Annotated in this window: 9 protein-coding genes; 8 read left to right on the top strand and 1 reads right to left on the bottom strand. The window is 46.2% G+C overall.

All coding sequences use genetic code 11. From position 1 onward, the window contains the following. Window positions 1-94: 94 nt before the first annotated feature. Both rpoC and JMY03_RS05900 read left to right on the top strand, forming a co-directional pair. On the top strand, window positions 95-4,315 hold the full coding sequence (gene rpoC, locus JMY03_RS05905) for a DNA-directed RNA polymerase subunit beta' (RefSeq protein WP_201601897.1): 4,221 nt from the start codon (window positions 95-97) through the stop codon (window positions 4,313-4,315). Between the two features lie 160 nt (window positions 4,316-4,475). Continuing rightward, window positions 4,476-5,003 carry a DUF6586 family protein gene (locus JMY03_RS05900; protein ID WP_201601894.1) on the top strand — a complete coding sequence of 176 codons (528 nt, stop codon included), beginning with the start codon at window positions 4,476-4,478 and terminating at the stop codon, window positions 5,001-5,003. Window positions 5,004-5,132: 129 nt separating this feature from the next. Here the strand turns inward: JMY03_RS05900 and JMY03_RS05895 are convergent, their stop codons facing one another. Beyond that, window positions 5,133-7,802 (bottom strand): penicillin-binding protein 1A, encoded by a 2,670-nt coding sequence (locus JMY03_RS05895; RefSeq protein ID WP_201601892.1) that lies wholly within the window; start codon window positions 7,800-7,802, stop codon window positions 5,133-5,135. A 186-nt stretch (window positions 7,803-7,988) separates the two neighbouring features. Between JMY03_RS05895 and JMY03_RS05890 the strand changes: the two genes are divergently transcribed. The 6 genes from JMY03_RS05890 to aroK all read left to right on the top strand — a co-directional run bounded on the left by JMY03_RS05890 (window position 7,989) and on the right by aroK (window position 14,131). Continuing rightward, entirely contained in the window at window positions 7,989-9,044 is a 1,056-nt protein-coding gene (locus JMY03_RS05890) for a pilus assembly protein PilM (protein WP_025644935.1), read from the top strand. Next, window positions 9,044-9,715: a PilN domain-containing protein gene (locus tag JMY03_RS05885; protein WP_201601890.1), complete on the top strand. Its 672-nt coding sequence runs from the start codon at window positions 9,044-9,046 to the stop codon at window positions 9,713-9,715. The genes JMY03_RS05890 and JMY03_RS05885 overlap by 1 nt, the downstream gene beginning before the upstream one ends. Then, window positions 9,712-10,428, top strand: coding sequence for a type IV pilus inner membrane component PilO (gene pilO / locus JMY03_RS05880; protein ID WP_037058819.1), 717 nt, complete (start codon window positions 9,712-9,714; stop codon window positions 10,426-10,428). The genes JMY03_RS05885 and pilO overlap by 4 nt, the downstream gene beginning before the upstream one ends. Next, window positions 10,421-10,951: a pilus assembly protein PilP gene (locus tag JMY03_RS05875; protein WP_201601888.1), complete on the top strand. Its 531-nt coding sequence runs from the start codon at window positions 10,421-10,423 to the stop codon at window positions 10,949-10,951. The genes pilO and JMY03_RS05875 overlap by 8 nt, the downstream gene beginning before the upstream one ends. A gap of 26 nt (window positions 10,952-10,977) precedes the next feature. After that, a complete protein-coding gene (gene pilQ / locus JMY03_RS05870; RefSeq protein ID WP_201601886.1) occupies window positions 10,978-13,365 on the top strand; it encodes a type IV pilus secretin PilQ in 2,388 nt (795 codons plus the stop codon). 214 nt (window positions 13,366-13,579) lie between these two features. Then, entirely contained in the window at window positions 13,580-14,131 is a 552-nt protein-coding gene (aroK, locus tag JMY03_RS05865) for a shikimate kinase AroK (protein ID WP_201601884.1), read from the top strand. The last annotated feature ends 198 nt before the right edge of the window (window positions 14,132-14,329 follow it).

Raw genomic sequence — 14,329 nt, 5'->3', positions numbered from 1 at the left:
CTTTATCTCATCCCAATTCATTGCCTTCAGTCGTCTAAGCAGCTTGTACTTTTAGGTACCGCTTAGAAGATTATAAAGATAACGGAGAAGCAACTTGAAAGATTTACTCGATATCATGCAAAGCCCTACCGCGAGCGGTAATCGTGAGTTTGATAGCATTCAAATTACTTTAGCCTCACCAGATGTGATCAAGTCTTGGTCGCATGGTGAAGTCAAAAAGCCAGAAACCATTAATTATCGTACCTTTAAACCTGAGCGCGATGGTCTATTTTGTGCCAAAATCTTTGGCCCAGTAAAAGACTTTGAGTGTCTTTGTGGTAAATATAAGCGCCGCAAATTCCAAGGCATCATCTGCGAAAAATGCGGCGTAGAAGTGACTACAGCCAAAGTTCGCCGTGATCGTATGGGTCATATCGATCTGGCTAGCCCTGTCGCGCATATTTGGTTCTTAAAATCATTACCAAGCCGCATCGGTCTTTTGTTAGACATGACGCTACGTGACATCGAGCGCGTGCTTTATTTTGAGAGCTATATTGTTACTGAGCCAGGCTTGACGAGTCTTGAGAAGTATCAGCTGCTTGATGACGAAGACTACTACCGCGCGCTTGAAGAGTTCGGCGACGAGTTCACAGCTAAGATGGGCGCAGAAGCAGTACAAGACTTATTAAAAGACATCGATATCGATATCGAGATTGATGAGCTGCGCGAAGCAATTCCGCAAACCGGCTCTGAGACTAAGCTCAAAAAAATGTCTAAACGTCTAAAGTTATTAGAAGCTTTCCGCGACTCTAATAATAAGCCTGAGTGGATGGTAATGAATATTTTACCAGTTCTACCACCAGATTTACGTCCGCTAGTACCGCTAGAAGGTGGCCGTTTTGCGACATCTGATCTTAACGATTTGTATCGCCGTGTCATCAACCGTAATAATCGTTTGAAGCGTCTATTGGAGCTTAGCGCCCCTGATATCATTGTGCGTAACGAAAAGCGTATGCTACAAGAGTCAGTCGATGCCTTACTTGATAACGGTCGCCGTGGCCGTGCCATTACTGGTAGTAATAAGCGTCCACTAAAATCTTTGGCCGATATGATTAAAGGTAAGCAAGGTCGTTTCCGTCAAAACCTACTTGGTAAGCGTGTCGATTATTCTGGTCGTTCGGTTATCGTTGTTGGCCCGACGCTACGCCTGCATCAGTGCGGTCTACCAAAGAAGATGGCATTAGAGTTATTTAAGCCATTTACTTATGCCAAGCTGTTATCACACGGCATGGCGACCACGATTAAAGCGGCCAAAAAGATGGTCGAGCGTGAAGAGCCGCAAGTGTGGGATATGCTGGCTATGGTTATCCGTGAGCATCCAGTGCTACTCAACCGTGCACCAACGCTGCATAGATTGGGTCTACAAGCGTTCGAACCTGTACTGATCGAAGGTAAAGCGATTCAGCTGCATCCGCTGGTTTGTACCGCGTTTAACGCTGACTTTGACGGTGACCAAATGGCCGTTCACGTACCATTGACGCTTGAGGCTCAACTAGAGTCACGCGCCTTGATGATGTCAACGAATAATATCTTGTCACCTGCTAACGGTGATCCGATTATCGTACCGTCACAAGACGTGGTCTTAGGTCTATACTACATCAGTCGCTCATCGATCAATGCCAAAGGTGAAGGCATGGTGTTTGCGACAGTCAACGAAGCCTTACGTGCTATTGGCTCGAACGATTTGCACGTCAATGCTTTGATCAAAGTGCGTGTCACTGAGACGCAGACTGATAAAGAAGGTAACACCACAGAGTCGACAAGTCTAAAAGAGACCGTTGCTGGTCGCCTATTGATTTGGAACATCATGCCAAAAGGTATGGCGTTTGCAGAGTGCAACCAAGAGATGACTAAGAAAAACATCTCAGGTTTGATCAACTCTTGCTATCGTAAAATGGGCGTCAAAGACAGCGTTATGTTCGCTGACCAGTTGATGTACTTAGGTTTTGCACAAGCGACTTTATCTGGCGTTTCTATCGGTCTTGACGACATGGTCATTCCGCCAAGCAAAAAACAAATCATCGACACCGCAGACGCTGAAGTCCGCGAAATCGAAGATCAGTTTGAGCAAGGGTTCGTCACTGCCGGTGAGCGCTATAACAAAGTTGTCGATATCTGGTCGCGTACCAACGACAAAGTTGCTAAAGCGATGATGGATAACCTAGCGACTGACAAGATTATGAATGCTAAGGGTGAGGAAGAAGAGCAAAAATCCTTCAACTCAATCTTTATTATGTCAGATTCTGGTGCTCGTGGTAGTGCTGCACAGATTCGTCAGCTCGCTGGTATGCGTGGCCTTATGGCAAAACCGGATGGCTCTATCATTGAGACACCAATTAAAGCGAACTTCCGTGAAGGCCTGACCGTACTACAGTATTTCATCTCAACGCATGGTGCGCGTAAAGGTCTAGCCGATACCGCCTTGAAGACTGCAAACTCAGGTTATCTGACTCGTCGTCTCGTCGATGTTGCGCAAGATTTAGTCATCACTAGCGATGATTGTGGCACCGAGCAAGGTCTGCTCATGACGCCGCACATCCAAGGTGGCGAGATCATCGAAAAACTTGGTGACTTAGTGCTAGGGCGAGTGACTGCGCGTGATGTGACTTATAATGATGATGACTCAAAAGTGCTGATTCCGGCTGGTACGTTAATCGATGAGCAGTGGGTAAACATCTTAGACGAAAACGCTATTGATGATATTTGGGTACGCTCAGTTATCACTTGTGAAGTTGAGCACGGCGTTTGTTCGCAGTGTTATGGTCGTGACTTGGCTCGTGGTCATAAAGTCAATATCGGTGAGTCAGTTGGGGTTATGGCAGCGCAGTCTATCGGTGAGCCAGGTACTCAGCTTACCATGCGTACCTTCCACGTGGGCGGGGCAGCAAGCTCAGCATCTGTGGATAATAGCATCTCAGCGCGTAACGCCGGTCAAGTACAATTTGACAATATGAAAACAGTTGAGCATACCGATGGTCATTTAGTTATCGTCTCTCGCTCTGCAGAAATTGCTTTGACTGACGATCTTGGTCGTGAGCGTGAGCGTTATAAAGTACCTTACGGTTCAAGCGTCCTCGTCAAAGATGGCGATAAAGTAGATGGTGGTCAAACGATTGCTAAGTGGGATCCGCATACGCATCCAATTATCACAGAATTCGCCGGTACTGCGCGCTTTAGTGATATCGTTGATGGTAGTACAGCGACCGTTAAAGTCGATGATGCCACAGGTATGAGCTCGTTTGAGATTCTAGCGACTCGTGACCGTTCAAGTAATGCTAAAGACTTACGTCCTGCTATTATCTTGAATACTGATGCGGGCAAAGAAGTGGTTTATTTCTTACCTGCAGAAACCATCATTCGCGTCAGCGATGGTGAAAAAGTAGCGGCAGGTTCGATCTTAGGCCGTGTCCCACAAGCATCTTCTGGTACTAAAGATATTACCGGTGGTCTACCACGCGTCGCCGATTTATTCGAAGCACGTCGCCCGAAAGATCACGCCATTATGGCTGAGATGACAGGTGTGGTGAGCTTTGGTAAAGAGACCAAAGGTAAGAACCGCTTTATCATTACTAACGAAGATGGTGAAACGCATGAAGAGCTGATCCCGAAATGGCGTCAAATCAACGTCTTCGAAAACGAGACTGTGGCACGCGGCGAGATCATCGCTGATGGTCCGCAAAACCCGCACGACATCTTACGTCTAAAAGGTCAGACGGCTCTTGCAGACTATATCGTTAACGAAGTACAAGACGTTTACCGCTTGCAAGGCGTGAAGATCAACGATAAGCACATTGAAGTTATTATTCGTCAGATGCTGCGCAAAGTTGAGATTACAGATGCGGGCGACTCTAGTCACTTCAAAGGTGATCAGGTCGAGTACGCTGATGTCATAGCCTTGAATGCCAAACTGGAAGCTGAGAATAAATTCCCAGTTCAGTATGAGCGTCAATTGTTAGGTATCACTAAAGCGAGTCTGGCAACGGAAAGCTTTATCTCAGCAGCTTCGTTCCAGGAAACCACGCGAGTGCTAACTGCGGCGGCGGTGACGGGTAAAGTTGATGAGCTACGTGGCCTAAAAGAAAACGTCGTCGTCGGTCGTCTGATTCCTGCAGGTACTGGTCTTGCGTATCACAACGCGCGTAAAGACAAAGCAGAACAAAAGCTGCAAGACTCAGATCTTAATGCTGCGTTCGATATGGGTACAGCTACAAGTGAAAATAAAGACTTTACAAGTTTCGATGAAGCCTTCGCTCAAGAGCTGAACCAAGATAACTAAGCTTTGTTTAACTTATGAGCTCTGTTTAATGTAACAGTAAAAAAGCCAGCCTCGTGCTGGCTTTTTTATGCATAAAATATAGTCAGACTCAGTAAAAAGATAGTACACTTAAAAGCATTGTAGTTTTTTAACTGATTCGTAATAAAAGGACAACCTGCTTATGGCCGGTAAAACTCGCGTAGCCAAATACCATGCTGACCGTACCAACCAAAAGCTTTATTTTTGCCGCTTAGCTTGCCAAGCGGCAGATAACAGTAGCGATAAACAGCTGTACCAAGCGCACTGTGAAACTGCTATTTTTCATTTATATGGTAGCTTTTTAGCCTTTATGCAGGAGCTTTCGCAGTTCTATAGTTTGGAGATGAATGAGCCAACGCTACTGGCTATAGAGCAAGCGCTTAGCGAGCGCACGCAGGTCTCACCTGAGGTCATGCGCTTGCAGCAACTATTAGAGCATGGGTTTTTAGCCAATATAGAGCGAGCTTATCAGCGCTGTCTCTATGCTGTATTATCGGATCAACAAATAAGTGCTCATCCTGCTGAGAGCTCAAAACAATCGCAAGATTTGATCGTTAATGTGGTGACATTGTCCAACCAGTGGCTGCCTGATGAGTCAACTATTCGAGAATGGCGCAGTCAGTTTTTAGATTTGATTGAACAGCTACGGGGCGGCATGGTCGAGTATTAAATCAGTATTGAAAGTATGGGAAGCGCTTGCCTATCAAAAAGGCAGTCCACTGCAGTGAACCGCCTTTTTAATGCTTTATTGAATGTGTCCTAAATGGAGCTTTATAGCTATATTTATAACTATAGAGTCTTATTCTGGCATCGCGGGCATACGTTCTGCTGGCGTTACGGGTAATGGATTTTGTGACGCGCTATCACTGTAATCAGATGCTGTTGACTGCGCTTCAGGCTCTTGTTCAGGTTCAGGAGGCTTACGTTGCTGAATTTTAGTTTTAACCGGTTGGTTGGCAGCAGTCTCTAAATTGCTTGAGTCGTCCTCATCGCTGTCATTAGTAGTGACAACGCCATCATCGTTCATCTCGATAATACGCTGGCTTTGCTTTTTAGATTTAGATTTATTATCAAGCGACACCCATTCAAAAGGAACGTCTCTTAACTGCGCTCTCATAAAGTCCATCCATACGGGTAGGGCAGCAACTCCGCCATACTCGCGGCGACCAAGGGTTGAGGGCTGATCAAAACCCATCCAAACGACAGTAGCGTTGGTAGGATGAAAGCCTGCAAACCAAGCGTCTTTGGCTTCGTTAGTCGTACCGGTCTTGCCCCCAATATCCTCGCGTCCAAGTGCTCGAGCGCGAACGGCAGTACCGCGCTGAACCACATCTCGTAAGATGTCGGCCATCTCATAAGCCACTCTGGGTTTGAGGATTCGCGGCGCTTGGGTAGCCGTTACATACTGCACTACAGGAGCTTGTAGACGATCTGTCAGCGGATTTGCATCATAAATACTCATATCACGGTTATTAGCATCATCATCGCTAAGCTCATCATTCTGAGCATCTGACTCATTCTCGACAGCGTCGTCTTCGCTTATGGTATCTTCCGTCTGCTTGTCCTCTGCTTCTTGCTCAGTAAGCGTTTGGGCATCTTCAATCAGTTGTTGGTTACGAGCTTCAAGCTGCTCATTGAAACAAAGCGCACACGCTTGCTGCGGATTGGCTTGAAACAACAGCTCATTATCGTAGTTATAAATCTGCTCAATAAAATAAGGCTGTATACGATGACCGCCATTCGCAAAGGTCGCGTACGCGGTAACCATTTGTAACGGGGTAGCTTGACCCGTACCGAGCGCTAATGACAGTGTAGTCGGTAGCTTCTCTTTATCGAGACCGAACTGGTCTAACAGATCACGAGCATCTGAGGTGCCTACTGCTTGTAGTAAGCGAATAGAGACTAAGTTACGAGACAGATAAAGTCCGCGGCGTAAAGTGATATCACCTAAGAAGCGCTCATCAGAGTTTTTGGGCTTCCAATCGCCGACTTGAATGGGACGATCTGAGATGATGCTATCTGGACGATAGCCTTTTTCTAAGGCGGCGGTATAAATCAGTGGCTTGATCGTTGAGCCCGGTTGACGCCATCCTTGCAGGGCGCGGTTGAATTTACTGTGCTTAAAGTCAAAACCACCTACCAAAGCGTTTAGCGCGCCTGTCTCTGGGTCTAGCGATACTAAGCTGCCTTGGACATCTGGAATCTGTGCCAATTGCCAATTATCATTATCGGTTTTTATTAAGCGAACGATGTCTTTTTCACTGACGATTTGGGAGGCGTTACTAGGTAGATTACCGAAGCGATCGGCTGAAATGAACTTCTTTGCCCAGCTCATACCAGACCAGTTTACGGTGACCGTCTCACCTGATTGCATCAGTGCTTCAAAGCTGCGTGAGTTGACAGTGGTCACCTTCGCAGGATACATACTGCCATAGCGGTTAAAGTCTTCAAGAGGTTCATCGTTCGCCTCAGCGCCGCGCCAGCCATGACGATGATCATAGGCAATAAGTCCTTTGAGGACAGCCGCTTCGGCAGCTTGCTGCGCTTGGCTATCAACGGTTAAGCGCACCCGCCAGCCGCCATTGACTACTTGATCTCCATAACGATTGACTAAAGCATAGCGCGCCATCTCTGCCAAATAAGGCATATTAACATCGAGTTTTTCTTGATATAAATTCAAGCCGATTGGCGAGTCGATAGCTTCATCATATTGCGCTTGATCGATATAGCCAAGCTCGTGCATACGTTTGATAATCCAGTTACGGCGAATAAGGGCACGCTCAGGATTGGCGACTGGGTTGTATTTAGAAGGAGCTTTTGGAAGGCCAGCTAGCATCGCCATCTCTGCGACGGTTAAGCTCTCAAGTGACTTACTATAATACTTTTTGGCAGCGGCGCGGATACCATAAGCGCCTTCGCCCAAATAAATTTTATTCACATATAAAGTGAGAATTTCATTTTTAGTGAGCTCGTCTTCCATCTTTCTGGCGACAAATAGCTCTGTTAACTTACGATTCAAGGTACGCTCAGGCGTTAAAAAGTAATTCTTAGCCACCTGCATAGTAATTGTTGAGCCCCCTGTTTGGCCCTCATCGTCAGTGACCACTTCGGTGACCGCTCGTCCTAAACCCTTAATACTAATGCCGCTATGCTGAAAAAATGAAGCGTCTTCAGCAGCTAAAAAGGCGTTCGTCAGCCCTTCAGGAATCTCTTCATAAGTCACAGGCAAAGATAAGCGGTTGCCATACTGACCGATGAGTTTGTCATCACGGCTATAGATCTGTAAAGGCATCTCCAAATTTGCCCTTTTAATCTCTTGGATACTAGGTAGGGTAGGTGATAAGTACATTGCCATGCCATAAAAGCCAATAGGAACGGTGAGCGCTAAGATAATGACTAGCGCTAAAAAGGCAATAAAAAGCCCCACCAAGTAATGGATAAGACGGACGGTGGCATTTTTTTTGGGCATAATAAGCTTATCAATTAAGAGAGTGAACGGTCATTATTATACATTGAACCCAAAGCTAGGTTCGCATGAAATGTGTAATTCTCTGAGAAAAATTTTTAATTACTTGAATATGTCTATTAAGTAACGTATTGTATTCCATGATTACAAAACCTTTGTAATCTATATTCTATATAAGGTGTAGGGTCTGTGAAGCTACTTTCTTCTAAGCATCAGAGTTTAATCGGAGTAGATATTTGTGCAACTTCAGTAAAGCTAGTTGACATAACTCGGCAGCAAGGCGTTTATCATCTCAAGTCTTATGGTATCGAAAGATTACCGCCAGGGATAGTCGTTGATAAGCTGATTGTCGATACTGAAGCGGCTGGTGACACGATTGCAAGCTTAGCGCGCCAAAACCGAGTTGCAGGCCATGATGCTGCAACCGCGGTCTCAGGCTCGTCGGTCATTACCAAGATTATCGATATGGATGCTACTTTAAGCGATGTTGAACGCGAAGCACAAATCCGTCTCGATGCAGATCAGTATATTCCTTATCCTTTAGATGAAGTCAATCTGGACTTTGAAGTGCTAGGGCCTTCTGTCGTTGATGACACGATGGTGCAAGTTTTGCTAGCAGCCTCACGCTCTGAGAACGTAGATCAGCGGGTGGACGCCTTGGCCTTTGGTGGTCTAAAAACCAAAGTCATGGATATAGAGTCGCACGCTATCGAAAGAGCTTTTCAGATGATGGCAGATAATTTACCAAATATGCCAGAATTGGTCGCTGTTATCGATATTGGCCATCATCAAACGACCTTATATATCGCTAAAAACGATAAATTTATCTATAGCCGCGAGCAGTTATTTGGCGGGTTGCAGCTCACAGAAGCCATCCAAGAGCGCTACGGGTTGTCTTATGAAGAGGCGATGGTTAATAAGCATGAGCGTATGTTGCCTGATGATTATTATCCTGAAGTGCTCACGCCGTTTATGGAAAGTACGGTACAACAAATCACTCGATCGCTACAGTTTTATTTTTCCTCAAGTCAATATGACCACATTGATCATATTGTGCTCGCGGGCGGTAGTAGCTCTATACCCGGTCTTGCCGGCATGATCCAGCAAAAACTAAATATCGGCGTTACCGTCGCCGATCCATTTATTAATATGACTATCAGCCCTTATATTGACAGCGAGCAGTTGGCTATCGATGCTCCCAGCCTAATGGCGGCTTGTGGGCTTGCGCTTAGGAGCTTTAACTAATGGCTCGTATTAACCTACTACCATGGCGTTCTGAGGAACGCGCCCGCCGCAATAAAGAGTTTTTGACGCTAGTTGCTGCAGTGACGCTGCTGGCATTGTTGTCCGCGTTTGCGACTTTGAGCTATTTTAATAATGAGCTCGAAGAGCAGCGTGACGCCAATGATCGCATCATGCAAGAAAACAATCGTTTGGATACGGTACTTGCGGAGATAGATACGCTTGAGCAGCGCCGAGAAGATATTATCTCGCGTATGCAAGTTATCCAAGACTTGCAGGGACGACGCCCAATTCCAGTGCGTTTATGGGACGATGTAGCAAAGGCGATGCCTCCAGCGCTTTATCTGAATAATCTAAAGCGTGAGGGTGACCTACTTACCTTTACCGGCCTAGCGGACAACCCAAACGTAGTCTCGAGCTTAATTCGTAATTTGGACGACAGCTTGTGGATGGAAAACTCCGCCGTACGTAATATTCAGCAAAATATTAGTGCCTACGAGGCAGAAGCGACCTTAAATCGAGCACCTACTAACGGTGAGCGGCCTCGACCTATATACCCTGAGGACAGTTACGTGCAGTTTGTAGTAACCACTCAAGTGCAGTCCTCATTAACTGAGCCTACCCAGTCAGCTGAGATCGCCGCTAGTGCTAATGGCTCTGGAGGTGCTTTATGAGTCCTATCCGCAAAAAAAGCCTCATAAAAACCAAAAAAAGCGCAATCAAGGCGCAAGGCCCATTGACCCCGCCAAAAAAATCATTCGACTTCAATGATTTTCGTCGTAGCTTTGAATCGCTAGATACCCAAAACTCTGGCAGTTGGCCGTTACCAGTTAAAGTGACCGTGTTATTGTTAATTGTCGTCTTCATTGCTGCTATGGCTTGGGCGTTACCGATTAGTAGTAAAATCGATGAGATTAAGGCCAGCGAAAGTGAGCAGCAAACCTTACTTGAGACCTATCGTCAAAAAGAGTCACGAGCACGGCATTTAAACACTTATAAAGCGCAAGTGGCGCAAATGGATATAGAATTTAATACTTTGCTCGATCAGCTCCCTAAAGAGACTCGGGTTTCTGAATTGGTAGAAGGTATCAATATGACGGGAGTGGGCAGTAATATCCGCTTCCAAGATATCTCTGTTGAGCCTGAGATTGAGAATGAGTTTTTTATCGAGCAGCCTATTCGTATTGCTGCTTTGGGCGAGTATCATCAGTTTGGCAGTTTTATCAGTGGTCTTGCTGCCCTGCCGCGTATCATTACTATGCATGACTTTGAGGTGAGTAATCCACAGCCTACTTTAGAAGCCATTCCGGAGCTGAATTTGATCTTACAGACCAAGACCTATCGCTCAAAAGAAGTGACGCCTGATGAGGAGGCTGCTGATGATTAAGCCGCTACCCAGCCTTATGCTTTTAACGATGACGACGCTTTTGCTCAGTGGCTGTGCCGATAGAATCGGTCTAGCTGAGCAAGCCATGCAAGACATACGAGCGTCACAGGCACAAGAGGTTGAACCGACGCCTAAAGTGTCATTAGTAGAAGACTTTGTCTATAGCGCAAGCAGTCTACGCAGTCCTTTTTTACCACCAAGTTTGGTGAATATACAAGGACCGACCACGGCTATCGACGGCATACGCCCTGATATTAACCGTATCAAACAACCTTTAGAGCAATATGAAATCGCTCAGCTGACTTTTCGCGGTGTTGTGGTCTCCCCTGAAGGACAAGAGTACGCTTTAGTCCAGCGTCCAGATGGGTCAGTCGCTAGTGTAAAGGTAGGTGATTATCTTGGACTCAATGATGGCCGTATTGTTGAGATTACGCCCACGCAGATTAATCTAATTGAAATTGTACCAGACAGCCGCGCCGGGTTTATTGAAAGACCACAGTCGCTGGTCTCTCCTATAAATTAAGATGGTAGATTTTTGAGGAATAAGTAATGACCGTACGTAACAATAAGGCAAGGACGATAAGTAGGCGTGTTTCCTCTACTTTCGCCGCTCCTGTGTTCGCTTTGGGCATGACCGCTATTATGAGCAACGCTCATGCGGTGCAGCGTATCAATGAGGTGTCTGTTGTGCAGACGGCGCCAGCAGTAACGCAGCTGCGTTTGGGGTTCAATGAGACGCCAAACGTACCGGCAGCTTATCAGCTCGATAACCCTAGCCGTTTAGTCTTAGACTTTGAACAAGTCCAAAACGGTTTGGCGAGCCGCTTCAACGATTATAATGTGGGTATAGTCAACGATATTACGACTTTGAGTAATGACAGTACGACGCGCCTTATTGTTGGGCTGAAAAAAAGCGGTGATTATACTACCGCAATAGAAGGTAACGATCTGCTATTGACGATCAATGATCCTGCACGCCAAGTCATTACCAATGATCCGGTCGCTGATGTGCTCAATAACCAATCAGCAATCATCACCACCACGCCTATCGACAGCCCAGTAGTAGCGACCAATGTCGTAGCGACTGATAACGTCGTAGCCGCGCCAGTGGTAGTGCGGCAAGCACCGACAAAACCGCAAGTACCGGCTGATACTATGGTGGTCAGAGTCAATCCTTTATTAGACCCCAATCTTGCTTCCTCGCAAGTGAGTCGTCAATACAGCTATGATGGTTTGACGGCCTTGAACTTTGCAGCCGGCAGCGGTGGCGGCGGTAATGTCAGTATTACTTTAGCCAATGAAGCTATTCCGGTTGATGTACAGCGCCAAGGCAATAAGCTTGTCGTACGCTTGACGGGCAGTACCGTACCTAGAAACCTGCTGCGCCGTCTCAATATCAATAGCGGCTTAGTCGCGAGTGTCGATACCAAAAACCAAGGTCAGACCGGTATTATCACTATCAATATGAATGGTGACTACGAATATCAAGCGTATCAATCAGGCGCGCAGTTAAATATCAGCATCTCTGAGCCTGAGCTACTACGTGAGCCGACGCTAGAAGAAAAAGTCTATACTGGTGAAGCGCTGTCTATGGAGTTCCAAGACGTTGAGATTCGTAGTGTGCTTGATATCTTAGCGCAGTTCACTAATATGAACATTGTTGCTAGTGATTCAGTCGCTGGTAATATCACTTTGCGCCTTATCAATGTACCTTGGGATCAAGCGCTCGATATTATTCTAAAAAGCAAAAACCTAGGTAAGCGCGAAAACGGTAATGTCATCTTAGTAGCACCAGCGACGGAGCTGGCTCAGCAAGAGGCAGATGAGCTACAAGCGCAGCGCGCGGTTGACTCTTTTTCACCGCTACGCACGGAGTATATTCGTCTAAGCTATGCTAGAGCGGAAGATGTATTAAATCTTATCTCTGATGGCAGTGGGCCGGCCAATAACAATAGTGGCCTTCTTGGCACTGGTAATACGGCTAACATTGAAGATAATAATACTCTATTGTCTAATCGCGGCACCGTCACTATCGATGAGCGTACCAATACTTTGATTGTCAAAGACGTCGCTGATAGCATTGAGAATATTCGCGAGCTGATTACCAAAATCGATATTCCGGTACGCCAAGTGATGATCGAGGCGCGTATCGTTAGTGCAACTGATACTTTTAGTAAAGAGATTGGCGTGCGTTGGGGTATCTTATCTAGCGGCGCGGCAACCAATCGCAGTTTACTGGTGGGCGGTAGCAATCAGACGTTAGCGGACTTAAAAGATTTTGACATCGAGACCACGACGGTCAATGGTCAGACTGTGTCTTATCCGAGCTATGATATTAGTAGCCCTGATAATTTGAGTGTCGACTTGGGAGTGACTAATCCGGCGGCTGGCAGTATCGCTTTTGGTCTGCTTAGCTTATCCGATGTGATGCTAGATCTTGAGCTCTCTGCCTTGCAAGCCGATAATCGCGGGGAGGTCATCTCTACGCCGAAGATTTTGACTGCGGATAAGCAAACCGCCAAAGTCTCCTCAGGTACGCAGATCCCTTATCAAGAAGCGGCGGCAAGTGGCGCAACGTCTACTAGCTTTAGAGAAGCGGCGCTTAGCCTTGAGGCCACGCCGAACATTACCCCTGATGGTAAAATTGGCTTGCAGCTTCTTATTACTAACGGGACGCCAACCATTATCAATGGCGATGTCGCTATCAATGAAGATTCGATTTCAACCAATGTCATCGTCGAAGATGGACAGACCATTGTCTTAGGCGGCGTGTTTAGAAACCGTACTAACAACGGCGTGGATAAAGTACCGTTCTTAGGCGATCTACCTTATATCGGCCGCGCCTTCCGCCGCGATGTACGGAGTAATAATAAAGAAGAGCTGCTGATATTTGTGACACCAAAGCTTATCAACGATGGCATCAGTCGTTTGGACTAACCCGGTTAATCCTGTAACCATAAAAGTTAAGCGGTTTTTATTTTATAAATCGTTCAATTTTAACGCGAAGAAAAGCAAGCCTAAGTGCTTGCTTTTTTGTGTCTTAATGATGCTCAAAAAGGCTTAATAAAATTTTTGCTGTTAATATCAAGGTTGATTACTAGCCAGATTATCGATGACGTTGTATGATAGTTAATTTAGCTGAGTAAGTGTTATGTTGGAGGAATTACCGTCGGTATTTATAGTCGGGCCGATGGGTGCAGGAAAGACCACAATTGGCCGTCTGCTTGCCAAACAGCTAGGGCGTGAGTTTGTTGATAGCGACTGGTTTATTGAGTCCCAAACCGGCGCGGATATTGCTTGGATATTTGCCAAAGAGGGCGAAGCTGGCTTTCGTGAGCGTGAAACTCGCGCCATTGATGAGCTGACTCAAAAGCCCCAAATCGTATTAGCCACTGGTGGCGGTGCGGTCATGAGTCATGATAACCGAGAGTTTTTGCATCAGCGCGGTATCGTGGTTTATCTAAATGCCCCAGTTGAGGTGCAAATGGCGCGCACGGCCAAAGATAAGTCGCGCCCGCTATTACAACAGCCGAATCCCAAACAAATCCTACAAAATTTATATCAAGTCCGTGATCCATTATATCGACAAGTGGCTCATATTATTTTGCCGACTGGGCACACTTATCCGCGGCATATGGTCAATCAGCTATTGCAGCAGCTAGAACGGTTTATTGCTACAACGCAGGGCGACAACACGCCTTAATACTCGCGATATTGCGTTTATAAGCCGTAACTACCGTTGTAACTCACACCAAGTGTGCCGAAGATGTGTTGAAAGGGTGTTGCAAAGAGTGGTACAGAAAATGTGTTGCAAAAGCTGTGTTGCAGAAAATAAGCCTCAGTCTAGATATGCCGCCACTTAACAACGTCGATATTCAATAAAAAACAGCGTCTAGATTTT

Origin of the sequence: Psychrobacter submarinus, from assembly GCF_904846685.1 — a bacterium.
GTDB classification, from domain to species: domain Bacteria; phylum Pseudomonadota; class Gammaproteobacteria; order Pseudomonadales; family Moraxellaceae; genus Psychrobacter; species Psychrobacter submarinus.
The sequence above is the reverse complement of the archived record's forward strand: the minus strand, read 5'-3'. Positions and strand labels throughout refer to the sequence as shown.